22 protein-coding genes and 1 pseudogene are annotated in these 26,605 nt (G+C 71.3%); 8 read left to right on the plus strand and 15 right to left on the minus strand.

The window, feature by feature from the left end:
• Positions 1-1,504, minus strand: a pseudogene (locus ABD932_RS04845) (D-alanyl-D-alanine carboxypeptidase); the annotation flags it as partial.
• 251 nt (positions 1,505-1,755) lie between these two features.
• Here ABD932_RS04845 and ABD932_RS04850 point away from each other — a divergent pair.
• The 3 genes from ABD932_RS04850 (at position 1,756) to ABD932_RS04860 (ending at position 4,122) form a co-directional block, all read left to right on the plus strand.
• On the plus strand, positions 1,756-2,511 hold the full coding sequence (locus ABD932_RS04850; RefSeq protein WP_345008902.1) for a GOLPH3/VPS74 family protein: 756 nt from the start codon (positions 1,756-1,758) through the stop codon (positions 2,509-2,511).
• Positions 2,512-2,840: 329 nt separating this feature from the next.
• Positions 2,841-3,698, plus strand: a complete 858-nt coding sequence (locus ABD932_RS04855; protein WP_345008904.1) for a helix-turn-helix domain-containing protein — start codon at positions 2,841-2,843, stop codon at positions 3,696-3,698.
• A gap of 232 nt (positions 3,699-3,930) precedes the next feature.
• Complete coding sequence (locus ABD932_RS04860; protein ID WP_345008906.1) at positions 3,931-4,122, plus strand: DUF397 domain-containing protein; 192 nt, start codon at positions 3,931-3,933, stop codon at positions 4,120-4,122.
• Positions 4,123-4,246: 124 nt separating this feature from the next.
• On the opposite strand, the gene ABD932_RS04865 is transcribed toward ABD932_RS04860, so the two are convergent.
• Positions 4,247-5,110 carry a hypothetical protein gene (locus tag ABD932_RS04865; RefSeq protein ID WP_345008908.1) on the minus strand — a complete coding sequence of 288 codons (864 nt, stop codon included), beginning with the start codon at positions 5,108-5,110 and terminating at the stop codon, positions 4,247-4,249.
• A 76-nt stretch (positions 5,111-5,186) separates the two neighbouring features.
• On the opposite strand from ABD932_RS04865, the gene ABD932_RS04870 reads away from it, so the two are divergent.
• Together ABD932_RS04870 and ABD932_RS04875 are read left to right on the plus strand one after the other, a co-directional pair.
• Positions 5,187-5,972 carry an SDR family oxidoreductase gene (locus tag ABD932_RS04870; RefSeq protein ID WP_345008910.1) on the plus strand — a complete coding sequence of 262 codons (786 nt, stop codon included), beginning with the start codon at positions 5,187-5,189 and terminating at the stop codon, positions 5,970-5,972.
• A gap of 126 nt (positions 5,973-6,098) precedes the next feature.
• Positions 6,099-7,679, plus strand: coding sequence for a sodium:solute symporter family protein (locus ABD932_RS04875; RefSeq protein ID WP_345008912.1), 1,581 nt, complete (start codon positions 6,099-6,101; stop codon positions 7,677-7,679).
• A 53-nt stretch (positions 7,680-7,732) separates the two neighbouring features.
• Here ABD932_RS04875 and ABD932_RS04880 read toward each other — a convergent pair whose 3' ends face one another.
• The 8 genes from ABD932_RS04880 to ABD932_RS04915 form a co-directional block, all read right to left on the minus strand.
• Positions 7,733-8,278 (minus strand): hypothetical protein, encoded by a 546-nt coding sequence (locus ABD932_RS04880; protein ID WP_345008914.1) that lies wholly within the window; start codon positions 8,276-8,278, stop codon positions 7,733-7,735.
• Between the two features lie 182 nt (positions 8,279-8,460).
• Positions 8,461-9,213: a hypothetical protein gene (locus ABD932_RS04885; protein ID WP_345008916.1), complete on the minus strand. Its 753-nt coding sequence runs from the start codon at positions 9,211-9,213 to the stop codon at positions 8,461-8,463.
• A 12-nt stretch (positions 9,214-9,225) separates the two neighbouring features.
• Positions 9,226-10,341 carry an ADP-ribosylglycohydrolase family protein gene (locus ABD932_RS04890; RefSeq protein WP_345008918.1) on the minus strand — a complete coding sequence of 372 codons (1,116 nt, stop codon included), beginning with the start codon at positions 10,339-10,341 and terminating at the stop codon, positions 9,226-9,228.
• Positions 10,342-10,528: 187 nt separating this feature from the next.
• Entirely contained in the window at positions 10,529-11,320 is a 792-nt protein-coding gene (locus ABD932_RS04895; RefSeq protein WP_345008920.1) for an ABC transporter permease, read from the minus strand.
• Positions 11,317-12,318 (minus strand): ATP-binding cassette domain-containing protein, encoded by a 1,002-nt coding sequence (locus tag ABD932_RS04900; RefSeq protein WP_345008922.1) that lies wholly within the window; start codon positions 12,316-12,318, stop codon positions 11,317-11,319. Before ABD932_RS04900 ends, ABD932_RS04895 begins: the two co-directional genes overlap by 4 nt.
• A gap of 85 nt (positions 12,319-12,403) precedes the next feature.
• On the minus strand, positions 12,404-13,249 hold the full coding sequence (locus ABD932_RS04905) for a DUF4097 family beta strand repeat-containing protein (RefSeq protein ID WP_345008924.1): 846 nt from the start codon (positions 13,247-13,249) through the stop codon (positions 12,404-12,406).
• Between the two features lie 96 nt (positions 13,250-13,345).
• Positions 13,346-13,864: a toxin-antitoxin system HicB family antitoxin gene (locus tag ABD932_RS04910; protein WP_345008926.1), complete on the minus strand. Its 519-nt coding sequence runs from the start codon at positions 13,862-13,864 to the stop codon at positions 13,346-13,348.
• A gap of 245 nt (positions 13,865-14,109) precedes the next feature.
• Positions 14,110-17,409, minus strand: a complete 3,300-nt coding sequence (locus ABD932_RS04915; protein WP_345008928.1) for a tetratricopeptide repeat protein — start codon at positions 17,407-17,409, stop codon at positions 14,110-14,112.
• A gap of 134 nt (positions 17,410-17,543) precedes the next feature.
• Between ABD932_RS04915 and ABD932_RS04920 the strand changes: the two genes are divergently transcribed.
• Positions 17,544-18,053, plus strand: coding sequence for a DUF2165 domain-containing protein (locus ABD932_RS04920; protein ID WP_345008930.1), 510 nt, complete (start codon positions 17,544-17,546; stop codon positions 18,051-18,053).
• Positions 18,054-18,059: 6 nt separating this feature from the next.
• Here the strand turns inward: ABD932_RS04920 and ABD932_RS04925 are convergent, their stop codons facing one another.
• From ABD932_RS04925 to ABD932_RS04945, 5 genes are all read right to left on the minus strand, one after another.
• Positions 18,060-19,244 carry a DUF418 domain-containing protein gene (locus tag ABD932_RS04925; protein ID WP_345008932.1) on the minus strand — a complete coding sequence of 395 codons (1,185 nt, stop codon included), beginning with the start codon at positions 19,242-19,244 and terminating at the stop codon, positions 18,060-18,062.
• Between the two features lie 82 nt (positions 19,245-19,326).
• Complete coding sequence (locus ABD932_RS04930) at positions 19,327-19,878, minus strand: hypothetical protein (protein ID WP_345008934.1); 552 nt, start codon at positions 19,876-19,878, stop codon at positions 19,327-19,329.
• A 108-nt stretch (positions 19,879-19,986) separates the two neighbouring features.
• The gene (locus tag ABD932_RS04935; protein WP_345008936.1) at positions 19,987-22,584 is read right to left on the minus strand and encodes a bifunctional FO biosynthesis protein CofGH; all 2,598 of its coding nucleotides are present in this window, start codon (positions 22,582-22,584) and stop codon (positions 19,987-19,989) included.
• 165 nt (positions 22,585-22,749) lie between these two features.
• A complete protein-coding gene (locus ABD932_RS04940) occupies positions 22,750-23,598 on the minus strand; it encodes an LLM class F420-dependent oxidoreductase (protein ID WP_345008938.1) in 849 nt (282 codons plus the stop codon).
• A 59-nt stretch (positions 23,599-23,657) separates the two neighbouring features.
• Positions 23,658-24,137 (minus strand): hypothetical protein, encoded by a 480-nt coding sequence (locus tag ABD932_RS04945; RefSeq protein ID WP_345008940.1) that lies wholly within the window; start codon positions 24,135-24,137, stop codon positions 23,658-23,660.
• Between the two features lie 112 nt (positions 24,138-24,249).
• On the opposite strand from ABD932_RS04945, the gene ABD932_RS04950 reads away from it, so the two are divergent.
• Both ABD932_RS04950 and ABD932_RS04955 read left to right on the plus strand, forming a co-directional pair.
• The gene (locus ABD932_RS04950) at positions 24,250-25,764 is read left to right on the plus strand and encodes a CehA/McbA family metallohydrolase (RefSeq protein ID WP_345008942.1); all 1,515 of its coding nucleotides are present in this window, start codon (positions 24,250-24,252) and stop codon (positions 25,762-25,764) included.
• Between the two features lie 97 nt (positions 25,765-25,861).
• Entirely contained in the window at positions 25,862-26,590 is a 729-nt protein-coding gene (locus ABD932_RS04955) for a VOC family protein (protein WP_345008944.1), read from the plus strand.
• The last annotated feature ends 15 nt before the right edge of the window (positions 26,591-26,605 follow it).

The raw sequence follows: 26,605 nt of genomic DNA on the forward strand, positions 1-26,605 counted from the left end.
TCAGCTCGGCCAGCAGGTCGAGCGGGGGTTTGGGGGGCAGGGGCTGCTGGGTCGTGCGCTCGGGGCCGATCTGGGGGATGGCGGCGGTGACGTCCGGGGGCCTGGGGGTGTCCGGGGCCTGGGGCGTTTCCGGGGCCTTGGGGGCTTCCGGGGCCTTGGGGGCGTCCTGCCTGATGTCCGGCTTGAGCGCGACGAACTTGCTGGTGCGTTCGGCGGGGGTTTCGGCTTTGCCCTTGCCCTCGCCTTCGGGCTTGGGGGCCTTGAGCGTGGTGGTGGGGTGGTCGACGGGGGGCTTGGTGGGGCGTACGGCCTTGAAGACGGCGGTCGGCTGATCGACGGCCGGGGCTGCGCCTTCGGCCTTGGTGTTCCCACCCGCACCACCCGTGCCGCTCTCGTCGTCGGCTGCGGGTGGCCCCTGCGGGGCGTCGTCAACGGGGGTGTCCTCGGCTGCGGCCGAATCGGGGGACGCGTCTTCGGGGGTCTCGTCGGCGTCGTCGGAAGCCTCGGCAGGCTCGACTTCGGTGGCCTCGTCAGCCGGCTCCGCGTCCGCCTCGACGTCGGCCTCGTCGCCCTTGTCCGCGCCCGCCGCCTTGTCGCCCTCCGCGTCCGTGGAGGCCACCCAAGCCGCCACAGCCGCCCTCAGCCGATCGTCACCCGCCCCGACAGCCTCGGCACCCTGCGAGCTCTCGCCCTCAGCCGCGCCGGCGCCGTCGGAAGCCTCTGCGGGCTCGCTCTGAGCGTCCTCGGCAGTCTCGGTGTCGGTGACCTCGCCGGCTGCTTCCGCCTCCGCCTCCGCCTCGGCCTCGGCCTCGGCCTCGGCCGAGCTGTCGTCCGCCTCCGCCGCCGTCCTGGCACCCTCGGCGTCCACGTCGTCCCGGGCCACCGCGTCGACGCCGCCGGCGTCAGCACCCGAGCTCCCGGCCTTCGCGCCCTCGGCACTCCCAGCCGCCACACTCACGTCCTCGGAGTCCCCAGAGCCCTCGGCCACCGCGCCCGAGTCCCCAGAGCGCTCGGCACCCGCACCAGCGGAATCCCCGGCCACCGAGTCCCCGGCCCCGGCACTGCCGGCCGCCGCGCCAGCGTCCTCGCCCTCGGCGCGGTCGGGCTCAGCCTCCGCACTGCCGGCCTTCGCAGCACCCCCGGCACTCCCAGCCGCCACGCTCACGTCCTCGGAGCCTCCGCCCCCCACGCTCCCGCCCTCGGCGTCCCCGGCGTCCCCGGCGTCCCCGGCCTCCGCCAGCTTCGCCCGTACCGCCTCCAGTTCGCCTCGGGACAGGACGCGGGTCGCCGTGTCCACGCCGCCTTGCGACGTCGCCGTCGCCGGCTGCTGTGGGGTGGAGTTCTCGCGGGCCATCGCCAGTCGGGGGTCTCGCCTCTCGGTCGCGTCGGGGCGCGACGGGGCGGGGGGTTCGGGGGTGGAGTCGGGAACCGGACCCGTGCTCCCCGACGTCGGTTCTGCCGACGACTCGCGCTGCTTCGACCTGTCGGGGGACTCGCCCGCCACCGATGCCTCCTCCATGTGCCTCGCACGCCCTGCGTGCGGATGTCGAACCATGAGCCGTCGCCCGGACACGGCGCCCGTACGGCCCCCGTGCCGCTGTCCGAACCATGTACCAGTGTCCTGTGCGCGGCGCTCTGCTCCACCGGTAGACGAGAACGACATACCTACCGGTTCCCTCACAAACAGGTCACGCACCCTCGACAGACCAATGTGAGAGGGGTCACCCTGTCTTTCATCCACGCGGGGAGGCATGGATGGGCAGGAGCCGCAGAACTATTCCGGAGGAGCTTCTGCTGCTGGCGTTGGACCCGGCCACGGGTACCACCGCACAGCCGCAGTCGCTCGACCTCGGTCTGGCCGGAGCACAGCTAGTGGAGCTGGCGCTGGCCGGACGGATAGCCCCAGACGGGGATCGTATCGCCGTGGTAGCCCCACGGCCGACTGGAGATCCAACGTTGGACTGCGCGTTGGAGTTGCTGCGAAGGCGTGGCGCTCCCGTGCGGGCAGTGAACTGGATTGGCGGGCCGCGTCTCGGGCTGCGCCAGACCTACCTCTCGCATCTGGAGCGGTGCGGCATGGTTGCCGCCGTGCCGGGACAGATGTGCGGAGTGCTGCCGACGACTCGTTACCAGGCGACGGACACCGCCATCAGCCGGGAGATCAGGGCCCGGCTGGATTCCGCGATCCGCACCGGCGTACCGCCGGACCCGCGGACCGCGGCGCTCGCCGCCCTGGCACACGCGGTCGGCCTCGGCAAGCACCTGTATCCGGGGAACGAGGGGCGTTCGTCCCGCTCCCGGTTGCGGGATCTGATCAGGCACGACCCCATGGGCGGTCTCGTCGCGCACGCGGTGATGGACGTCCAGAACGGTGCGGCGGCACAGCCGCGCCGCAGCCCGGCCCCGACCGGCCGTCAGGCCGCCCCGGGAGGCAGGACCGCAGCGGAACCCGCACGTGGCGTTCCGGTGCAACCGCGCCGCGGATCCATGGCGCGCGTCGTGGCCCACTGAGCCGCAGTTCCACGACCCGCACCACAGGAGCCGTTCGCTCTTCGCTCGACCAGGCACCACACGTTCCATCTCGCACACCGAGCGCCGCACCGCAGTCCCGAGACCGGTACGGGAGCCGCTGGTCCGCGCGGGGTGACGGGACCGTCGTCCGGACGACGACACCGGTCCCGCCGCCCCGCGCGGCCGCATGTGCCGGTGATGTTCCCGAACTGGCGTGTATCCAGCGCATATCCACCGTTTCCCAGCGGTAGTAAGCACCTTGGTGGCAGTCTGCTCAACAGCAGATACGCATAGTGGCAAATCACAGGCCAGCCGGAGGTGCACGTCCCGTGGCGTCCAATGTCAATCCCACCGTCAGGCGACGCCGGCTGGGCCAGGAGTTGCGCCGGCTCCGCGAGCTCAAGGGCATGACGGCCGAAGAGGTGGCCGAGCGGCTGCTGGTGTCGCAGTCCAAGATCAGCCGGCTGGAGAACGGCCGGCGCAGCATCAGCCAGCGCGACGTCCGCGATCTGTGCGGGGTCTACGAGGTGGAGGACCACCGGATCGTGGATTCGCTGATGCAGATGGCCAAGGACTCGCGGCAGCAGGGGTGGTGGCACTCCTTCGGGGACATTCCGTACAGCGTCTACATCGGGTTGGAGACCGATGCCGCGAGCTTGCGCGTGTACGACCCGCAGGTCGTCCCGGGGCTCCTGCAGACCAAGCAGTACGCGGAGGCCCTGATCGCCGGGGCGTTGCCGGAGACGGCGTCGGCCGAGATCGAGAAACGGGTCCAGGTGCGGATGCGCCGACAGGAACGAATCTCCACCGAGGAGAACCCGCTGCGCCTGTGGACCGTCCTGGACGAGGCCGCCCTGCGTCGCGTCGTCGGCAACCGCTCCCTCATGCGTGACCAGTTGGAACAGCTCGTCGAGCAGTCCCAGCTGCCGCACGTCACCGTACAGGTCATCCCCTTCGACATGGGCGCGCACCCGGGCCTCAACGGCCAGTACGCGATCCTCGAGTTCCCGGACGCGGCCGACTCCAGCGTCGTCTACATCGAGGGCGTCACCAGCGACCTGTACCTGGAGAAGGCGAACGACGTCCAGAAGTACAGCGTGATGTACGAGCACCTGCGGGCGCAGGCCCTGAACGTGGAGCAGTCACGCCAGTTCATCGCGGACATCGCGAAGGAGTACGCGCGCTGAGAGCCCCGTCTCGGTCGGAAAAATGCCGCACGGTACACGTCCCCCGGCCGGGACGGAAGACTCCACTGGAATATGCCACCCACCCGAGTGAATAGTCGCTTCGTCAGCCGATGTTGGCGAGTAGCGTCGATCACGCCACCGAGCAACAACGTTGGCGTGAATCGCCCTGCGGTCCCGGTCCGGACGCGTGGGGCGATGACAGCAACTCAACATCTGGCAATTCGGAGCAAACATGGCAATTCGTCAGGGTTCCACGGACACGTGGACCAAGTCCTCGTACTCCACAGGAAACGGCGCGTGCGTCGAGGTCAAGTCACCGGTCACGGCGGCCATGGCGGTGCGGGACTCCAAGGTTCCCGAGGGCCCGATCCTGGGGTTCCCCGCTGACGCGTGGAACACCTTCGTGGCGTCGGTGAAAGCGTAAGGGGCGGATCTGTCTGACCCACGCCCACTACCGACCTCGCGATCAACAACTGCACAAGCACCACAGGTAGAGCCCTCTCGACCAGCCCGCCGTCCTTGCCGAGGGGGCTCTGCCGTGCCCGCGCTCAGCGCAGCTCGGCGACGTGGCGGTCCGTCCCCGGCACCGTCGGGACGAACGGCGCCACCAGCTCCACCCGCCCCAGGCCCCCCGCGGCGGAGCCGCTGGTGGATGCGGCGCCGACGGCCGTTCCCAGGTCGGTGAAGTGCCCCTCCCAGCACTCCCGCGGATCCACCTCCAGGAACCACAGCAGGGTCAGGCGGGTGTCGACGCCCTCGACCTGCTTCACGTACGACATGCGGTCCAGGGGAAGCGGTGTGGGCCGGAAGACGGTCACCATTGCGGCCGGGGAGCCCGCCAGGCGCTTGGGGAGGTGGCGGGTGCGCAGCCACTCCAGGAGTTCGGCGCGCTGCTCCGGTGAGTCGGCGTCGATGACCTCGACCACCAGGCCCGCGTAGGGGTGGTCCAGGGCGTGGAAGTCGCGGGGGCCGGCCGCGCCGTCGCGGTACACCGTCGCCTCGTGGTCCTGGAATGCCGTGAAGACGTGGGTGCGGTCCTGGTAGACGCGGGCGTCGCGGTTGAGGCGCTTGTTGATGGCGACCGTCCAGCGCATGTGGTCGGCGTAGCGGCCGGCCGTGATCCAGTAGGTCGAGAGGTAGCAGCCCGCCGTGACCGGCTGGGCTATCGCCGACTTCTCCGGGTAGCGCAGGAGTTGGAGATCCCGGGTCGCCACCCAGCGGCGGCCCGAGTACATCCAGGGCATCGCCATGGCGCCGGCGTAGTAGTGGTCGTCCTCGTACCAGCGGTTGTAGGCGTACTCATGGCCCGGATGCGGTTCGACCATGGTGATCAGGGCATGGCCGGGGCGGACTCCGTACGGGCCGACGGCGGCCAGTTCGGCGTACGTCTCGCTGCGTGTGTCCTCGCTCATGCGGTTCCCCTTTCCTGCGGTCACCCATACTCTGACGGGCCGTCAGATATTGCGTCCAGAGTCGGGAGGCAGCGGAATGTCACTGCTCGCGGGCAAGACCGTCGTCGTGTCGGGAGTGGGCGCCGGGCTCGGTCACCAGGTCGCCGCCACGGTGGTGCGCGACGGCGGGAACGCGGTCCTCGGAGCGCGCACGGAGGCCAACCTCGCCAAGAGCGCGGCCGAGATCGATCCGGACGGGGCGCACACGGCGTACCGGGCGACCGACATCACCGACGAGGCGCAGTGCGAGGCGCTGGCGGCGCTCGCGCGGGAGCGGTTCGGGCGGATCGACGCGGTCGTCCATGTGGCCGCCTGGGACAGCTACTTCGGCGGGCTGGAGGACGCGGACTTCACCACGTGGCAGTCGGTGATCGACGTGAACCTGCTGGGGTCGCTGCGGATGACACGGGCCTGCCTGCCGGCCCTCAAGGAGGGCGGGGGCTCGGTCGTCTTCATCGGGACTCAGTCCTCGGTCGCCGCCCCTTCGCAGGTGCGGCAGGCGGCGTACGCGGCGTCGAAGGGGGCGCTGACGAGCGCGATGTACTCGCTGGCCCGGGAGTTGGGCCCGTACCGGATCCGGGTGAACACCGTGCTGCCGGGCTGGATGTGGGGACCTCCGGTGCAGGCGTTCGTCCGGTTCACGGCGCAGACGGAGGGCGTGCCCGAGGCCGACGTGCTGAAACGGCTGACCGAACGGATGGCGCTGCCCGATCTCGCCACGGACGGGGATGTGGCGGACGCGGTGGTGTTCCTGACGTCGGACAGAGCACGCTCCCTCACGGGGCAGTCGTTGCTGGTCAACGCGGGGGAGCTGATGCGCTGAGTTCACATGGATGAACGTAGACTCTCATCTCGAACACTTTTACCTTCCCTTGACCTTACGCTCACTTGTCGTGTTCACGCGACAGCGCCCAGGATGAGCGCCGGGCTGAACCCTGGGAGGGCGCACATGAACGGTCTCGACTGGGCCGTGCTCATCGGCTACTTCGGCGTGATGGTGGCGATCGGCGTCTGGTCGCACAAGCGGGTGGACAACGTCAGCGACTTCTTCACCGCGGGCGGCAAGATGCCGTGGTGGCTGTCCGGGATCTCGCACCACATGTCCGGATACAGCGCGGTGATGTTCACCGGGTACGCGGGCATCGCCTACACCTACGGCGTCACGTCCTTCGTCACCTGGTCCTTCCCCATCGCGCTCGGCATCGCCATCGGCTCGAAGCTGTTCGCGCCGCGCATCAACCGGCTGCGCTCACGGCTCCATGTGGCCTCTCCGCTGGAGTATCTGAAGAACCGTTACGACCTGAAGACCCAGCAGGCCCTGGCCTGGTCCGGCATGCTGCTGAAGATCGTGGACGTGGGCGCGAAGTGGGCCGCCATCGCCACGCTGCTGTCGGTGTTCACGGGTGTGTCGCTGAACCAGGGCATCCTCATCACCGGCGGCATCACGGCGGTCTACTGCACCATCGGCGGGCTCTGGGCGGACGCGCTGACCGAACTCGGCCAGTTCGTCATCCAGTTGCTGGCCGGCGTCGCGATGTTCATCGCGGTGATCATGGAACTGAACGACAAGGGCATCGGCTTCCTCGACGCCTGGGACCGGCCGGAGCTGCAGGGCCACGGTGAGCCGCTGGTCGGCCCCTACGGGACCGTGTTCCTGCTCGCCTTCCTCTTCATCAAGCTCTTCGAGTACAACGGCGGCATGCTCAACCAGGCCCAGCGCTACATGGCCACGGCCACTCCGTACGAGGCCGAGCGCTCGGCGCGGCTGTCGGCGCTGCTGTGGCTGGTCTGGCCGGTGGTGCTGTTCTTCCCGATGTGGATGTCGCCGCTGCTGGTCGAGTCACAGATGCCGGACGGGTCGGACTCGTACGGCCTCATGACCGAACAGCTGCTCCCGCACGGCCTGTTGGGCCTCGTCATCGTCGGGTTCTTCTCGCACACCATGGCCATGTGCTCCTCCGACGCCAACGCCATCGCCGCCGTCTTCACCCGGGACTGCGCGCCGGTGATCTGGCGCAGGGCGCGTACCTGGAGCGAGGGGCAGGGGCTGCGGGTCGCCCGGATCGCCACCGTCGTCTTCCTCGGGCTGTCCATGGCGGCTGCGACGCAGGTCAACTCCCCCACCTTCAAGGACATCATCACGGTCGTGATCAAGTGGGTCGCCGGTCTGATGGGCCCGATGGCGATCCCGATGATGCTGGGCCTGCTGCGGCCGTTCCGCCGCTCCGGCCCCACGGCCGCGCTCACCAGCTGGTCGATGGGCCTGCTCGCCTTCTGGCTGGTCAACTACCCGATCAGCTGGCAGATCGAGGGCGGCGTGCCGCTCCAGTACCAGGTCTCCATCCCGCTGGCCGTCTCGCTGGTCCTGTACATCCTCATCGGCTTCATCAAGCCGGAGGACACCCCGGAGCGGCTCGCGATCGTCGAGCGCATCAACACGGACGACGACGGGGCCGCGGCGGCCGCGGTGCCGGCGCCGGCGCCGGCCGGGGGCGTCGAAGACGCGGTGGGCACGCGCGCGAAGGACTGACATCCCGTGGCCGGTGTGGGCGCCTGCCGGGGCGACGCCCACACCGGCCTCGGTCACGTCGCGGGCCGGATGCGGAGGACGGCGGCCCCGTCACCGACGTGGACGACCTGAAGTCCCATCCGGTTGACCACCGCCTCGGCGCCCCTGTCGCAGGTCAGCTGCGCGACCGCGGAGGAGTCCGCCGCCGGTCCGGTGAAGGACGCCTCGCACCCACCGTCGGAGGAGAACTCCGACTGGGTCAGCGGCGCGAACATCGTGACCGTCCCGCCGCTGACCGCGGTCACCGTGACCGGGCCGAGGCCGAACCGGTCCGGCACCGGGATTCTGGCCGCGTCGGTCACGCGGATCTCGCAGGTGCCGTCCGTACACGCCGAGTACCGGGTGCCGTCGGCCGCGGTCGGGGCGGTCGAGGGCGGGGCGGTCGAGGGCGGGGCCGACGTGGTGGGCGGGGCGGGCGTCGAGGGCGGTTCGTCGGGGGCCGTCGAGGCGGTGGCGGGGCCGGAGGGGCGCGGATCGGCGGAGGTGCCGCCGTCCGACGCGGAGCCGCAGCCGGCCAGGAGCAGCACAAGGGCGAGGACGCCTACGGAGGGACGGTGCACGGGGGCTCCCTGGCTCGAGAGGATGGAAGGCGATGGCACACCAGGGAGTACCAGCGGCTGCTCGGGACCCCTCCCGAGGGACATCGCGCCCGGCGCGCTCCCGCACCCGCACCACCTTGACCGCTCCCCCCGGCCGCCCCGTGAGCTCCCGAGGCAGGAGCGGGCAGGTGGGACGGACGAGTTCAGGACTGGAGTACCGGCGGGGTGGACGGGGCCTCGTCGTCCAGGTCGCCGCGCAGGGCGGCGAGGACGAAGGCCACCATGCATGCCAGGAGGAGCAGCGCGAGCGGCCCCCAGATCGCCGGGATCGCCCACATCGGCCAGTCGTTGGCCGACTGCGCCCAGAGCGTCAGGATGGCCGCGCCGCCGATACCGACGCCGTGCCACCGCACCACGGTCGCCGCTTTCGCGTGCCGCCGGTTGCCCCGTGCGAAGAGCGGCCACAGCGATCCGGCCAGGGCGGGCAGGCCGAACGCGATACAGGCGAGCGCGCCGCCGAGGCGGTCCTCGGGCCATCCCACGGGGCCGGACGAGGTCTGCTGCCGCCGTCCGTCGGCGTCCCGGACCTCGACGACCTGCCCGTGCCAGATCAGGCCGACGACCTTGTCGCCCGGCTCCATCTCGGACACCACCGGATCCGTGTCCCGGAAGGTCACGCCCCACGGTTTTCCGGTCGGCAGCAGCAGCTCCGCCTCCGGCCCCCCGTTCCTCCTACCGCGGTTCAAATCGGCCTTCCGAACGGTGAAGTCCTGCTCCCACAGGCACCCCGATGCCTTCACCGGGACGGAGGCGCACGTCGGCGCGGCACGGAACTCCCGCTCCCGCTCCAGCGCTCCGCGGACCTCGAAGGCCATCACCACTCCCGCGACGAGAGCCACGCCAGACAGCACCAGCCATATGACGGTCCGTACGACCGCGTTCCCTGTCTCCCCCACCGTGCTCGCTCCCTAAGCCCGCGGATATCTGGCCAGCCACCCCGGAGACGAGCCCCCCGGCCCGTGCAGGGCAGGCCCCTGGGTCATCTCCATCGCGAAGTCGTCGGCGAGTTCGAGGATGGTGGGGCGGCCCTCCAGTTCGGCCAGCCAGGCCGGGGGCAGGGCCGTCTCGCCGTGCAGGGCGCCGAGCAGGCCACCGGTGAGGGCGCCCGCGGCGGCGGAGGGCCCGTCGTGGTTCACGGCGAGGCACAGGCCGTGCCGGACGTCCTCGCCGACCAGGGCGCAGTACACGGCGGCCGCGAGCAGCCCGTCCGCCGAGCCGTCGGCCGCGAGCTCCTCCACCCGGGCCGGCGTGGGCATGCCCTGCCGTACGGCGCCGAGCGCGTGCTGCAGCGCGTCGGACACGGGCTCGTGCCCGGGCCGCAGCGCGAGCAGGGCGCGCGCCCGCTGCACGGCGCCGTCGAGGCTCTCCCCGCAGGCGAGCCCGTGCACGATCGCGGCGTACGCGCCCGCCGACAGGTAGGCGACGTGGTGCCCGTGGGTCTGCGTCGCGCACTCCACGGCGAGCTGGACGACGAGCTGCGGCTCCCAGCCGACGAGCAGTCCGAACGGCGCGGACCGGGCGACGGCCTCGGGCCCGAGCTCGGCGGTGTTCTTGGGTGACTCCAGCGTGCCCATGGTGTCGTCACCGAGGCCGAGCAGGAGGGCGCGCGTGGGGTCGCGGCGGGCGTACAGCCACTCCTCGCGCGCCAGCCACCCGTCGTCCTTACGGCGTTCGTCGGGCCCCCAGTCGCGCTGCGTGGCGGCCCAGCGCAGATACGCCCGGTGCACGTCGGTCGGCGGATGCCAGGCGCCGGTGTCCCGTCTGACCTGGGCTCTTATCAGCCCGTCCACGGAGAAGAGGGTGAGCTGCGTGAGATGACTCACGGCACCGCGCCGTCCGTACCCGAACCCGAGATCGACCAGGCCCTCGGCGCCGTACTGCTCCTGGATCTCCTCCAGCCCGAGCCCGTCGACCGGCGCTCCGAGGGCGTCCCCGACGGCCGCGCCCAGCAGCGTCCCGCGCACCCGGCTGCGGAAGTCCTGCTGTTCGGTTCGGCCCCAGACGGCGCCGGCTGTCGCACCCATCAAGACCTCCCCGTGGCACCGTCCGCCCGTTCGACAGTTCGCCACTGTAATCGACCGGAGACGATCGGTTCAGGGGGCTGATCGGTATGCGAGGTGTGCCCGAAGTGGGCTCAAGCGGTCAAGTGACGCAGGCGGCGTACACCGACCCGGTGCCGGTGTACGCCGCCTCGCTTCTCGTGGTCGTGCGCTACTTCGGGTCGCGGCCGAACAGTGACCTGGACCAGAGGTAGCCGAGCGCGGCCAGACCCAGGCACCAGGCCACGGCCAGCCAGCCGTTGTGGCCGATCTCGGTGCCGAGCAGGAGGCCGCGTACGGTCTCGATGGCCGGGGTGAACGGCTGGTACTCGGCGATCGGGCGGAACCAGCCCGGCATCGCGTCGACCGGCACGAAGGCGCTCGACAGGAGCGGAAGGATCATCAGCGGCAGTGCGTTGTTACTGGCCGCCTCGGCGTTCGGGCTGGACAGGCCCATCCCGACCGCGATCCAGGTGAGCGCCAGGGAGACGAGCGCCAGCAGGCCCACCGCCAGGATCCACTCCAGGGCGGTCGCGTCCTTGGCCCGGAAGCCGATGGCCACCGCGACGGCCCCGACGAGCACCACGCTCATCACGCACTGCAGCACGCTGCCGACGACGTGCCCGATGAGCACGGACCCGCGGTGGATCGCCATCGTGCGGAAGCGGGCGATGATGCCCTCGGTCATATCCATGGCGACGGACACCGCGCTGCCGATCGTGGTGCCGCCGATGGTCAGCATCAGGATGCCCGGGACGAGATACGCAAGGTACCGGGACCGGTCCGCCCCGCCGCCGGTGATGCCGGCGCTCATCACGTCGCCGAAGATGTAGGCGAAGAGCAGCAGCATCATCACCGGTGTGAGCAGCAGGTTCAGGGTGAGGGACGGGTAGCGCCGCATGTGCAGGAGGTTGCGGCGCAGCATCGTGGACGAGTCGCGCAGGGTGCGAGAAAGGGTGCTCATCGGGCATCTTCCTTGGGCTGGTCGAGTCGGCCGCGCGGGCTCGGCACGGTGGAGCCGGTCAGGGCGAAGAACACGTCGTCGAGGTCGGGGGTGTGCACGGTCAGCTCGTCCGCCTCGATGCCGAGCGAGTCCAGCCAGTCGAGGACGGAGCGCAGCTCGCGCTGGCTGCCGTCGCTGGGGATCTGCAGCGCGAGCGCCTCGTCGTCCCGGGTGACCTCGCGCAGGGCCTCGGCGGCGGACCGGTACGCGAAGGGGTCGGAGAAGCGGAGCCGCACATGTCCGCCGGGGATCAGCCGCTTGAGCTCCTCGGCGGTGCCCTCGGCGGCGATCCGGCCGTCGTTCAGCACCGCGATCCGGTCGGCGAGTTCGTCGGCCTCCTCCAGGTACTGCGTGGTGAGGAAGACGGTGACGCCGTCGGAGACGAGCTCGCGGATGATCTGCCACATGTTGTGCCGGCTGCGCGGATCGAGACCGGTGGTCGGCTCGTCGAGGAAGATGATCCGCGGGCTGCCGACCAGGGTCATGGCGATGTCGAGGCGGCGCTTCATGCCGCCGGAGTAGCTCTGGGCGGGCTTCTTTGCGGCCTCGACGAGGTCGAAGCGCTCCAGAAGCTCGGCGGTGACCCGCCGCCCCTCACGCTTGGACAGGTGGTGCAGGTCCGCCATGAGGAGCATGTTCTCCTCGCCGGTGATCAGCCCGTCGACGGCGGAGAACTGCCCGGTGACGCCGATCGCGGCACGCACTCCGTCCGGTGACGCGGCGACGTCGTGGCCCGCGACCTGGGCCTGTCCGCCGTCGGCGGAGATGAGTGTGGACAGGATCTTCACGGCGGTGGTCTTGCCGGCACCGTTCGGCCCGAGCAGCGCGAAGACCGAGCCGGCCGGGATGTGCAGGTCGATGCCGTCGAGGACGGTCTTGTCGCCGTACGACTTGCGCAGGCCGATGGTGGAGACGGCGGCGGGAGACGGGTGACCGCCCCTCCGACTGGTCGTGGGCATGACAGAAGAAGGCATGAGGCCCTCCCGTTCGAGGGGTGGTGAAGTGGCAGGTGGGATAGGCGGGTCGAGGCCCGCGCCTGCGAGGTCAGGCCTTGGCGCGGCGGACGTCGATGTTGCCGTGCCGGGTGCGGGCCCGGATCTTGACGGCGTCCTCGGTCTCCCCGGGGGCCTCGGACGTGGTGAGCGTGTTGCGCACCTGCCCGGAGCCGGCGTGGACGTCGAGCCAGGCGGCCGTGCCCTCGCGGACGCCGACATCGATGGCTCCGTAGCTGGTCTCCAACTGGACGGTGCCGCGGGCCACGTCGTCCAGACGCAGGGTGCCGTGGGCGGTGGTGGCGGTGACCGAGTCCTCGGCGCGCCGGATCTCGATGTCGCCGTGTGCGCCGCTCACCCGCAACTCCCCGGTGACGGCGCCGACGGTCGTGCTGCCATGCGAGTTCTTCAGGACGGCGGGCCCGTCGACGAGGCCGACGCGCAGGCTGCCGGAGCTGGTGGTGATCCCGGCCTCGCCGTCGACCCGGTCCACGGTGATCGAGCCGTGCGAGGCGGTCAGCTGCAGCGGGCCGGTCGTGTCGAGACGGACGTCGCCGGACGAGGTCTTCACGCGCACCTCGCCGAGCCGGCCGTCACCGAGCACCTGGGTCCAGGCGCCGGTCATGTCGATGCGCGAGCCTGTGGGCAGGTCGACCGTCACGTCGACGACGCCGGTACGGATGCCGAACAGACCGGGCTTGGGCGTCCTGACGGTCAGTGCGCCACTCGCGTACGTGACCTCGGTCTGCTCGGCCGTCCGCACGTCCAGGTCCTTCTTCGGGTCGCGAGGCCGCACCTCGACGACGGTGTCGACGCGGTCGCCCGCGACGAACTGGATGGAACCGGCCTCGACATGGGCCGTGGCGGAGATCGGTGCGGGAGTGTCGAAAGCAGGCATGGCTGTCCCGTCCTCTTGAGTCTTTGGGGCGTCCCCGCAGGTGGGACGTGGTGTGGGTGGAGTGGTGCCAGTGAAGTGGTGCGGGCGGGGGCGCGGCTAGCGCACCCAGCCCGTGAAGCTCTGTCCGACGGTCTGGGTCCGCTCCGTCGTCCGCGGCCGCGTGCCACCGTCGACCGCCGCCGACACGGCCCGCACCAGCCACGCGTTGACCGACAGGCCCTCGCGGCTCGCGGCCTCCTCGGCGCGCGCCTTGAGGTGGGCCGGAAGACGCAGGTTGACGCGGGCGGTGCCACTCTCGTCACCCTCGGCCGGGGCCGGGGCCCTGAGCGGTTCGGCGGGCGCGGCCCGCTCCTCGACGGCACCGTCGTAGATCGGCGGCGGTGTCACCACGAAGTCGGGGTCGAGCCCGCGCAGCCGTACGTCGACCGAGCCGGGGGCGAGTTCGCGGGTGATCTCGTCCATCGCGGCGGAGAGCACGTTGAGCATGGTCAGCCGGGTCGCCGACTCCAGGGGAGCGGTGAGCCTCTCTGCCAGCTCGCGGGCTTCGTCGCCGCCCGCCTCGGCGGCCACCGCGAGTTCGCGGCGGAGGGTGTCGACATACGGGGTGAGGTCCATGACGCCATCATGGCACCACATTGGCGCCATCCGCAAGCCATGCCGCGCCATTTGCGGTCCGTTAGTCCGAGAGGTGCGCCTGACCTGCATAAACACCCTGGCACCCACCTGACCGATCGTGGCGCCACGCGCACCCGCGGACTCTCAGGGGCACTCAATGGCACTCAATGGCACTCAATGGCGCCACCTGACGCCGGATGGCGCCACGCGACGCCAGATTGACGCCAACACCGCACCACCTGATGTCAGGTGATGCCGGTTCCCACGTAACGCGCCCGTACCGCCTCGCCGGCCTCGGTGACCGCCGCCAGGCGAGGGGCGAGGCGGGTGCGGTCCGTGTCGGGGCTGTCCAGGATGTCGGTGAGGATGGCGGCGAGATTCGCCAGCTCGTCCCAGCCGGGTTCCAGGGCCAGGAGGTCGGCCAGCGCTTGATCGGCCTCGCCCCACTCGGCGAGGGCGCAGGGGATGAAGCACCGTGCCTGGGCGCGTTCCGGCTCTCCCAGGTCGTCGTCCTCGTGGACCGACCGGGCCAGCTCCCGCCAGAGGGGTTCCGCGGCTCGCAGGCCCTCGGACCGGCTCACGGTCACGGCCAGTTGGAACATCCCGGCCAGCGGCTCCGTCTCGCGCAGCCGCTCGGCGATCCGCCGCGCGTCCGCCCACTGTCCGCCGTGCCGGTGCATCTCGATGCGCAGATCGTCCAGCTCGGTGTCGGGCGTCCCGGCCCGTTCCGCCTCGGCCAGGCGGGCCGGCACCTCGTCCCAGCGGCCGCACAGCACCAGCACCTCGACGGCTCTGCGGTGCGCCCAGTGCATCCGCGGCTCCAGGGTGACGCACCGGTCCAGATCGGCGAGGGCCCGCTCGCTCCGCCCGAGCGCAAGCCAGACCTGGGCCCGCTGGCCGTGAGCCCACGCGTAGTCCGGATCCGACGCCAGCGCGCGGTCCAGATTCCGCAGCGCTTCCTCGTAGTTCTTCAGGCCACGGTGGGTCGCCCCGAGGGAAGCCCTCGCATAGTCGTAGTCCGGATCCTGTTCCAGTGCCCGGTGGAAGGCGGCGAGCGCCTCGTCGTAGCGGCCGGCGAGCCGGTAGGCCTCGCCCAGTTCGCCGGCGGCCCACCCGGATCCCGTGGCCGCCTCCGCGGCTCGTCCGAGGTCCTCGAACCTGCCCTCCTGGTCACCCAGTCCGTCCCGCACCCGAGCCCGCATCACCAACGCCCAGGCGTAGTCGGGCGCCAACTCGACGGCGCGGCCCAGATCCGCCAGAGCCTCCTCGGGTCGGCCCAGATGATGCTGGGTCAGGCCCCGGCCCGCGAGCGCCGATCCGTAGTCGGGCTGGAGGGCGATGGCTCGGCTCAGCTCCTCGACGGCCTCCTGGAACCGGCCCGCGAGCCGGTAGGCGTCACCGCGCTCCGATGCCACCCAGGGATTGTCGGGCGCGATCTGCACCGCGCGGTCGAAGTCCGCGAACGCCTTGTCCCACTCCCCCATGGCGCGGTGCAGCCGGGCCCTGCGCACCAGCGGCCACAAGTACTCCTCGTCGAGCCGCAGCGCCTGGTCGAAGTCGTCGAGTGCCTCGTCGTACCGCCCTAGTTCCTGTCGGCACACCGCTCTGCCGGTCAGGTACTCGGGATCGGTCGGGTCGAGGGCGATGGCCCGGTCGAAGCCGGCGAGTGCCTCCTCGTAGCGGCCGGCCAGCCGGCAGGTCTCCGCGCGCTCCGCGATGATCCAGTCGACGTCGGGAGTCAGCCCGTCCGCGACGTCGAAGGCGGCGAGCGCCGCCGGGAAGTCACCGAGCAACTGGAGGGCGAGACCGCGACCGGTGTGCGCCCAGGTCAGTTCCGGATCGAGCTCGATCGCCCGGTCGGCGTCGGCCAGGGACAGCTCGTACTTCCCCTCGCGGCGCAGTTCCCTCGCGCGGAAGGAGTACGCGGCCGCGCGGCCGCGCCTGTCCGGCCCGGGACGGCACAGGACCAGATCCGCCACCGCGGTCATCGCGGTCGCGTCGTCCGCGAGCGCCTCGCGCAACAGTCGGCCCCACTCACGCAGCGCGGTGTCGTCCGTCGCGTCACCCGCCTCCGCCAGCATCCGCGCCCAGCGCCGGCCGGCGGCCGCGTCGGCGCCGCAGACCCACACCAGATCCCGCAGTGCCCCGGCGAGCGCCGTGCGCGGGCGGGCGCACAGCGAGTGGTACGTCTCCTCCAGACGCAGCTCGCGCCACGGCTCGTTGGCCCACTCCTGATGGGCACCCAGGCCACTCGCCGCCTCCTCGCGCCAGCGCCCGAAGACCCCCGCGAGCCTCTCGTGGCGCTCGGTCCAGCCGCGCGGAGAGAGCCGCCGCTGCAGCCGGAGCATCGGCTCACGCACCAGGTCGTGATAGCGCAGCCGGTCCCCGCGGTCGTCCACGAACGCCAGGCCCCGCAGCCAGCCGAAGAGCGGGTCGACGTCCTCGTCCGGGCATTCCACGGCTGCCCGGAAGACATCCACGTCGAGGCGCCGGGGCAGCGCACACGCGAGGGCCACCGCCTTGCGTACGGGATCCTGCTCCCACTTCAGAAAGCGTTCGACGGCCGTGGCGCTGGGATCGCCTATGTCGTCCGGGCCGGTGGGCCGCTGCTCGGCCAGGGTCGAGACCAGCACGGGCAGCCCACCGGTGAGACGGAGCACCTCCTCGACGACCGGCTCGGCCACCACCCCCTTGTCCGCGAGCAGTCCGCGCGCCTCGGCGTCCGTGAACGGGCCGAGCGGTACGTCGGTCATGAAGTCGGCGAAGCCGGCCCAGCGGGCGGTGTCGAAGGGGTGCTGGCCGGCGGTGACCACGACGACCGTGGCGGGCAGCGTGCCGTGGCGGTCGGTGGTCATCACCTCGTGCAGCCAGCCGTCGAGGAACGGGCCGGTGCGTTCGTAGGTGTCGAAGAGCAGAACGATGCCCGGGGCCGCCGATGCCGCGTCGGACAGCTCGGTGAGCAGCGCCGGCGTGAGTACGCGATCCGGTGACAGCACCAGTTGCACGTCGTCCTGGTTGCGGAAGCGGGCACTGAGCCCGGCACGCAACCGGTCGGCGCTCTGCGCGAGTTGGGCCGCGTCCAGCGCCCCGGCGAAGGCACCGACCCCCGGCACCATGCCCAGCCCCACCAACCCGGCCCGCACCACCGCCGTACTGCCGGCCGACGGTCCCTGCGGCTCGGGCTCCAGCGCGGCGGCAGCTGCCTCCGCCTCGTGCCGTCGCTCCCGATGGGCGGCGAGCAGCCGCTCCAGCTCCTTGAACCTGTGTCCCTGCGCGGCGAACTGACGGCTGATCGCCGCCAGCGCCTCCGGCACACTGCCGACGGTCTCGTCGACGTAGGCGGTGAGCGCCCCCTTCTCCCGGGCCAGCTGCTCCCACTCCCTGACCAGGAAGGTCTTCCCGACCCCGGCGTTTCCGTGCACATGGAACAGGAACCGGCGCCGCTCGTCCTCGGGCGCGACGTCGAAGTTCGCCCGGAACACGGCCCGTTCGTCGCTGCGCCCCACGAACCCGGCACGTCTGCGCCGCCCGATCAGCTCCTGCATCGACGGCCGTGTCGTCCTCACCCGTACCCCCGTACCCCCGCAGCCGGTCGCCCGAAAGCCTCGCTCCGATTCTGGCCCACGATTCTGGCTCAATGCGTTCCGAACACAGGGGCCGCACAGGGAAGATGACCATCATGCCTACGACACCCCCACGCACCGCCCTCCACCTCGCCGCCACCCTCCTCACGGCGACCGCCGCCCTCTACATCACCCTCGTCGCCTTCGGGAACATCACCGATTTCGGGACGAACCAGCAGTTCGTGCAGCACGTCCTGGCGATGGACACCACATTCAAGGACGAGGACCTGATGTGGAGAGCCATCACCAGCAAGGGACTTCAGGACACGGCGTACGTCGCCATCATCGTCTGGGAGACCGTCGCCGCCCTCGTGCTCATATACGGCACCTGGCTCTGGTTCCGCCGCGACGACTCGCGTGCCCGCCGCTTCTCCACCTACGGCCTGCTGATGCTGATGCTGCTGTTCGGCGCCGGATTCATCGCGATCGGCGGCGAGTGGTTCGCCATGTGGCAGTCCGGGGACTGGAACGGGCTGGACGCGGCGACCCGGGTGTTCCTGTTCAGCGGGATCGTGCTGATCGTCAACCACCTGCCCTTCGGGCAGGGACGACAGGGCGACGTCTGACCGGTATCAGTGGCGCAGGGCCCATTTCTGGAACGCCTCCAGGGGCCCTGCCGAGAACCGCCGCAGCCACAGCGTGGAGCCCACCATCAGCACCGCGCAGACCGTGACCCACAGTCCCACCACCCACCACGGGCCCGTGCCGTCCAGCCGCTGCGCGAGGCCCAGCCCGATGCCGTACGAGACGAGCACGCACAGCACGTTCTGCAGGACGTAGCCGGACAGCGCGGTCCGGCCGACGGAGGTGAGCCCCGTCATCAGCGGGCCCGGCCGCCGTACCCGGTCCACCACGGCACCGATCAGCCCGATGTACCCGAGGGCCAGCAGCGGGGCGGTGCCGTAGCGGGCGAGCAGGAACAGGTCCGGACCGGCCAGTACCGCCGCCACGTTGAGCGGCAGCCCGAGCCCCAGCCCCCACACCAGCAGCCGGGACCGCAGCCGGCGGCCCGTCTCGTCCGCGCCGAACGCCCCCGCCCTGAACAGCCGGACGCCCAGCAGGAACAGGAAGACCAGCAGGAAGAAGGTCAGCACCGGCTCCATGCGCAGGGCGATCGCGTTCTCCAGGCGGAAGGCGATCTGGTCGGTGTAGCTGCCGTGCGCGTACAGGTCGACGACGTCCCGGGAGACGGCACCGCCGCCGTCGTCGTCCGAGAGGGCCAGCCCCGCCGTCAGCAGACCGATCACCGCCAGATGCAACCCCGCCGCCCACCACATCACCCGGCGCTGCGCCCGCTCGGAGCGGGTCAGCAGCCAGGCGACGAGCAGTGCGGTGACCGCGTACCCCATCAGCACGTCCCACGCGAAGACCAGCACGAAGTGCACCGTGCCCTCGCCGAACAGGAACAGTGCCCGCCACCGGTAGCGCCCCGGCCACGGCTGCCCGCGCCGCGCCGCCGAGCCGTACTGGATGGCCAGCCCGACGCCGAACAGGATCGTCAGCAGCGACAGGAACTTGCCGTTCGCCAGCACGCTGAACGTGCCTTCGACGACCCCCGCGGCCGACCCGAACGACGGCTCGCCCGACTCCGACTGCAAGGCGCCCCACTCCGCGCCGGGACCGGTGAAGATCCATACGTTCGTCATGAGCGTGCCCAGGATGGCCGCCCCGCGCAGTACGTCGAGGAGGGGAAGTCGTCGTCCCGTTGGCTGCGCGGACTCCGATGTCCGCGGGGTCGTCGCGTCCGTGTGCGTCATGCATTCATCGTCACGGCGGCACCGGCCCCGATCGTCATGAGCGGAGCCGAACCTGCCCTACATCGAAGGATGCAGAGAAGACCTACTTCACCACGACCACGGTCGTACCCGTCTCCCCGAACGTCCACAGCGCCGCCCCGTCGGCCGCCCGCATCCGGACCCCGCCGGTCTGCTTGCCCTCGGCGGGCGGCGGCGAGGAGCCGTCCACGGCGTTGGAGAAGGCTATGGAGATACCGGACTTCGCGGCGAAGTAGACGATGTTCTCGATCTCCACGCCGTCCGAGCCGGTGGTGGCCTCGTTGCGGGACGACACCGTGTAGCTGCCGAGGTCCGGGCTCACCGTGCCCGGCCAGACGGTGAACGTACGGCGGGCCGCGTCGCTCGCGTCGACCAGCCAGACCCGCTTCTGGCCGAGGGAGTAGACGATCCGCGCCCCCGTGCCCGAGCCGTCCGGCACGGCGACGGGCCCGGCGGACTTCGTCGGGGCGGGACTCGCACCCGCCGACGCCGACGCGCTCGGCCGGGCCGCCGCGGCCGTCGGATGCGGCCCCTTGTCGGCCTGCACGGCGAGAACGGCGACGGCGGCTGTCGCACCCACCGTCAGACCGGTCACCCAGACCTTGGACGCAGGCACGGGCACGCATCTCCTCGGCTACGGAAAGCTATGGAACGCCATGGATGGCTACGGACCCCCTCCAGCGGGGGTCCGATCATCGTACCGACCTCCACGACACGGTCCTTCTCAGTCCAGCACCGGCAACAGCTCCGGCAGATGCCCGTCCGAGGCTGTCGCCGCCTGCTGTCGTTCCTCGGGTACCTCGCCGTAGAGGGTGGTGCGGGGTTTGGCCGGGCGGCCGGCTGCCTCGGCCACGGCCACGAGGTCGCGTACGGACTTGTACGAGCCGTACGACGAACCCGCCATCCGCGAGATCGTCTCCTCCATCAGGGTGCCGCCGAGGTCGTTGGCGCCGGAGCGGAGCATCTCGGCCGCGCCTTCCGTGCCCAGCTTCACCCAGCTGGTCTGGATGTTGGGGATCCAGGGGTGCAGGAGGAGGCGGGCCATCGCCGTGACCGCGCGGTTGTCGCGGGTCGTCGGGCCGGGGCGGGCGATGCCCGCCAGGTACACCGGCGCGTTGGTGTGGATGAACGGCAGGGTCACGAACTCCGTGAAGCCGCCCGTGCGTTGCTGGATGCCGGCCAGGGTGCGCAGGTGGCCGAGCCAGTGGCGGGGCTGGTCGACGTGGCCGTACATCATGGTCGAGGACGACCTGAGGCCGACCTCGTGCGCCGTGGTGATCACCTCGATCCACGTCGCCGTCGGCAGCTTGCCCTTGGTCAGGACCCAGCGGACCTCGTCGTCGAGGATCTCGGCGGCGGTCCCGGGGATGGAGTCCAGGCCGGCCTCCTTCGCCGCCGTCAGCCACTCGCGGATGGACATGCCGGTGCGGGTCGCGCCGTTCACGACCTCCATGGGCGAGAACGCGTGGACGTGCATGCCGGGGACACGGGACTTCACCGCCCTCGCGATGTCGAAGTACGCCGTCCCGGGCAGGTCCGGGTGGATGCCGCCCTGCATGCAGACCTCCACCGCGCCCACGTCCCAGGCCTGTTGGGCGCGGTCGGCGACCTGGTCCAGGGAGAGGGTGTAGGCGTCGGCGTCCGTCCTGCGCTGCGCGAAGGCGCAGAAGCGGCAGCCCGTGTAGCAGACGTTGGTGAAGTTGATGTTCCGGGTGACGATGTACGTGACGTCGTCGCCGACCGCCGATTTGCGGACGTCGTCCGCCACCGCGCACAGCGCGTCCAGCGCCGGGCCGTCCGCGTGCAGCAGGGCGAGTGCCTCGTCGTCGGTCAGCCGGGTCGGGTCGTCGGCCGCGACGCGCAGCGCCTGGCGGACGTCGGTGTCGATGCGCTCCGGTGCCATGCCGGGCGCGGCCGCCTCGCGCAGGGCGCCCCAGTCGCCGTACACCTCGTCGAAGTCGTCGCGGCGGTCGGACGTACGGCCCTCGGTGTCGATGGTGCGGTGCAGGTCGGTGCGGCCGGACGCCTCGAAGGCCTCCTCCGGCTCCTGCCACGGTTGCCCTTCGACGGTCGCGTCCGCCAGGGCCAGGCCCGTCTGCGGGTCGGCGAGCGCGCGGACGTGCGGGCGCAGCCGCGGGTCCAGCCAGGGCTCGCCGCGCCGGACGAACTCCGGGTACACGCAGAGACGTTCCCGCAGCTCGAAGCCGACGGCCGCCGACCGTTCGGCCAGTTCCTCGATCTGGGGCCACGGCCGCTCGGGGTTGACGTGGTCGATGGTGAGCGGCGACACCCCGCCCCAGTCGTCGATCCCGGCGCGGATGAGCCGCTCGTACTCGGAGTCGACGAGGTTGGGCGGGGCCTGCAGGCAGGCGGACGGGCCCATGATGAGCCGTGCCACCGCCACCGTGGCGACCAGTTCGTCGAGTTCCGCGTCCGGCATGCCGCGCATCGCGGTGTCCGGCTTGGCGCGGAAGTTCTGGATGATGAGTTCCTGGATGCCGTGGTAGGCCCGGGAGACCCGGCGCAGCGCGAACAGGGAGTCCGCGCGCTCCTCGTACGTCTCGCCGATCCCGATCAGGATCCCGGAGGTGAAGGGCACGGAGGAACGGCCGGCGTCCTCCAGGACGCGCATGCGTACGGCGGGTTCCTTGTCCGGGGAGCCGTAGTGCGGGCCGCCGGGTTCCGACCAGAGGCGGGTCGCGGTGGTCTCCAGCATCATGCCCATCGACGGGGCGACGGGCTTCAGTCGCTGGAAGTCGGTCCAGGTCATGACGCCCGGGTTGAGGTGGGGCAGCAGGCCCGTCTCCTCCAGGATGCGGATGGAGATGGCGCGGACGTAGGCGATGGTGTCGTCGTAGCCGTGCGCGTCGAGCCACTCGCGCGCCTCCGGCCAGCGGTCCTCGGGCTTGTCGCCGAGGGTGATGAGGGCTTCCTTGCAGCCGAGGGCCGCGCCCTTGCGGGCGATGTCGAGGACCTCGTCCGGGGACATGAACATCCCGTGCCCGGCGCGGCGCAGCTTGCCGGGGACGGTGACGAAGGTGCAGTAGTGGCACTTGTCCCGGCACAGCCGGGTGAGGGGGATGAAGACGCTCTTCGAGTACGTGATGACACCGGGCCGGCCGGCGGCTTCGAGGCCCGCGTCGCGCACCCGGCCGGCGGACGCGACGAGGTCGTCGAGCGCCTCGCCGCGGGCCTGGAGCAGGACGGCGGCCTCGGAGACGTCGAGGGCGACGCCGTCCCGGGCGCGTTTGAGAGCGCGACGCATGGAGTTCTCGGTCGGGCCAGGGGTCGAGCCGGTTCCGGAGGTCGCGGAGGTCGTCATCCTTCGAGCATACGGTCGAGCTCCGCCGGTTCAGCGGGGCCGGGGGTGCTCCTGGGGCCGCCGGTGCGCTGCCGGGTGCGGATCGGTTGTGGCTGGTCGCGCCCACGCGGCGGAGCCGCATATCGATACGGCCCCGCGCCCTGGGCTGGGCATCCTGCCGTCGGCCTACAAGTACTCGGCACAGTCGTCCAACACCCGCAGAACCTCGGCCTCCCCAGCCGGAGGCAGCTGCACCACGACCTCCTCGATCCCCAACTCCGCGTAGTGCGCGAGCTTGCCGGGCGTGGGGTACACGGCGTACGGCACGACCTGGAGGGCGTTCGGGTCGCGGCCGGCGTCGGCCCAGACGGTGCGCAACCGGGGAAGGGTTTCGGACAATCCTCGGCCGCCGACGGGGAGCCAGCCGTCGGCGTACTCGCTGATGTGCGCGAAGAGCTTCGGTCCGGCGGCGCCGCCGATGAGTGTGCGGGGGCCGTTGACCTTGGGCGCACGCGGCTTCTGTACGGGTTTGGGGTAGGCGAAACTGGCGCGTACGGAGCCGAACTCGCCCTCGTGCGCGGTGGGTTCGTCGGCCCACAGGGCCCGCATCAGGGCCATCCGGTCCCGGACGAGTTCGCGGCGGGCCTGCCAGTCGACGCCGTGGTCGGCGGCCTCCTCGACGTTCCAGCCGAAGCCGAGGCCGAGGGTGAACCGCCCGCCGGACAGGTGGTCCAGGGTCGCGATCTGCTTGGCCAGGTCGATCGGGTCGTGCTGGGCGACCAGCGTGATGCCGGTGCCCAGCCCGAGCCGCTCGGTCACGGCGGCCGCCTGGCCGAGGGCGACGAAGGGGTCGAGGGTGCGGCCGTACTCGGGCGGCAGCTCGCCGCCGGCCGGGTACGGGGTGGTGCGCTCGACGGGGATGTGGGTGTGCTCGGGCAGGTACAGCCCGGCGAACCCGCGCTGCTCCAGCTCACGGGCGAGCCGGACGGGGGTGACGGTCTCGTCGGTGAGGAAGATCGTGACGGAGATGCGCATGCCCCATCTGTACCGGTCCGGCAGTCAGATGTCGATACCGACCGGTCGGCACAAATCACTCAGGACGTGCGCTCCGCCGACCTCCCCGCCGCCGACCCCCAGCCGTGCCGGACGCCGGTCGGCTCAGGGCCGTCGGTGCGGGCGACCTCGGGGGTGTCGAAACTGCGGCTCAGCAGCAGGCTCCACAACGTGCCCCAGCCGAACAGGACGGTGGCGACAGCGCTGCCGGCCATCGCCAGGAACTCCCCGTCGCCCAGCCCGTCCCCGCCGCGGACCACCTCGACGAGGCCCCACCCGCTCAGCACGGTCAGCAGGACGCCCACCTTCCACAAAGGCCGGTAAGGACGCCGCCTGCGCTCCACCTCGGCCGCGGACCGGAGCGTCACCCGCAGCCGTGCCGCGCAGTGGTCGCAGCTCACGGCCTCCTCGCTCGGCCGGTCGGCGAGCCGGTCCAGGCCGCTCACCCGATCGTTCGCCGAGGTCTTCGTCAGTGTGCGCCCGTCACCGGTGTGCCGTATCACCGCGGTGTGCGTCAGCACGTACCGGAATCTGTCCGAAACCCCACTCGCCACAGCGCCTCCCCCTCGCTCGATGCCCGCTGATTTCCTTCCCTTCCTTACGAGTTCACACCCACGGGGAACGCTCACGGGCATGTGTGATGACGACGCAAGACTCGGAAGACGCGCCTTGTTCGTGACGGGCGCCGCGGCCGCGCTTACGTTGGGAAGCGTGACCTTTGCGAGAGGGGCGGACGACATGCACGACGCCGAGACCCGCACGGTGCGCGGGACTCTGCCGCCCGGATCGCCCGACTTCGTGTACGTGCCGCTCGAAGTCCCCGACGGGGTCCGGGAGATCAAGGTCTCCTACACCTACGACCGTCCGTCGGTCCCGGCCGGCACCCAGGGCAACGCCCTCGACATCGGCATCTTCGACCAGCGCGGCACCGAACTCGGCGGCAGGGGCTTCAGGGGCTGGTCGGGCGGCGCGCGCACGGAGTTCTTCATCCGCGCCGACGAGGCGACCCCGGGCTACCTCCCCGGGCCGATCGACGAGGGCACCTGGCAGATCGCCCTCGGCCCCTACACGGTGGCCCCACAGGGCCTCGGCTACGAGATCACGATCACGCTGACGTACGGCGAGCAGGCGGAGCCCGTCGAACCGACGTACCCGCCGGAGCGGGCGAAGGGCCGGGGCCGCGCCTGGTATCGCGGCGACTGCCACCTGCACTCCTGGTACTCCGACGGCCGCCGCACCCCCGCCGAGATCGCGGCCCTCGCCCGCGAGGCCGGCCTGGACTTCATCAACAGCTCCGAGCACAACACGCACTCCGCGCACGCCCACTGGGCCGACGTGGCGGGCGACGACCTGCTCGTGATGCTGGGCGAGGAGATCACGACCCGCAACGGCCACGTGGTGGCGCTGGGCGTCGAGCCGGGCACGTTCATCGACTGGCGCTACCGGGCGCGGGACAACCGCTTCGGCAAGTTCGCCCGGCAGATCCGCAGGGCGGGCGGCCTGGTCGTGCCGGCCCACCCGCACGCCACCTGCGTCGGCTGCAACTGGAAGTTCGGCTTCGGCGAGGCGGACGCGATCGAGGTCTGGAACGGGATCTGGACGCCGGACGACGAGATGGCGCTGGCCGACTGGGACAGCACGCTGGTGGCGTCGGTGCGCGAGAACGGCCGCGGCTGGATCCCGGCGATGGGCAACAGCGACGCCCACCGCAGCCCCGACCCGGTCGGCTACCCCCAGACCGTCGTCCTCGCCGACGACCTCACGCGCGAGGCGATCCAGGAGGGCATCAGGGCGGGCCGCTCGTACATCGCCGAGTCCAAGACCGTCTCCCTCACCTTCACGGCGTCGGGCGGCCGGGGCCGGCAGGCGGGCATCGGCGGACGGCTGGAGGTCGACCGGGACACACCGGTGACGGTCCGCCTGGAGGTCACCGGCGCGCCCCGCTGCACGGTCCGCTTCGTCACCGACCAGGGCGTGCTGTTCACCAGCGCACCGCTGCCGGTGGCGGGATCGGGGGTCGTGGAGTGGCGTACGACGCCCTCGTACGCGGCGTACGTACGGGCGGAGTTGCGGCACGAGGCGGCGGTGGGGCCGCTGCCGGGGACACCGGCGGCGCTCACGAACCCGATTTTCCTGGGCCGTTCATAGAGGCCGGAATCCCCTTCCGGAAATGCCTTTACGGAAATCCCTTTGCGGAGTCGTCCCGGCGCCCGGTACCCCTCTTCGGGACCGTTAGGAGCACAGGATGACGCCCCGTCCGGCCCGCCCGGGTTCACCGAACGAGTTCTGCTGGTTCGACCTCAAGACCCGTGATCCGGCCGGCACCGCCGCCTTCTTCTCGAAGACGCTGGGCTGGCGCTTCGCGGTGGACGAGCAGGACTGGCGCAAGGCCACGAAGATATCCGTCGACGGCCATCCGATCGGCGGCGTGAGCGACTTGGCGAACCCGGTGTACCCGCCGGGAACGCCCGCCCACATCGCCTATTACCTGGCCGTCGACGACGTGGACCACCGCACCGAAGCGGCGGCGTCGAACGGCGCCCGCGTCGTCGTACCCCCCTTCGACGCGGGCGACCAGGGCCGCATGGCGACACTGATCGACCCGGTCGGCGCCGCCGTCTCCCTGTGGCAGCCACACCGCTTCACCGGATGGAATCTCCCGCCCCGCCTGTCGGGCGCCCCGCACCGCATGACCTTGACCTGCGAACAACCCGACAGGGCCCGGCACTTCTACCGCGAGACGATCGGGGCCTCTCTGCCCCACGCGGACTTCACCGCAACGCCCGCCCCGACCGTGCCCGCCCCACAGTGGGAACTCACGGTCGCCGTCGACGACCCGGCCGGCGTCGTCACCCGCGCCCGAACCCTCGGCGGGGAGCACGCGGCCACCACGTACGAAGAGGCCGGCCGTCACGTCGTGCGATTGCACGGCCCGGAGGGGCTGACGGTCCGGGTGTGCCGCCTGGAGGGGTGAACAGGGCGGCCGGGC

Source organism: Streptomyces shaanxiensis (assembly GCF_039537145.1).
GTDB lineage: Bacteria > Actinomycetota > Actinomycetes > Streptomycetales > Streptomycetaceae > Streptomyces > Streptomyces shaanxiensis.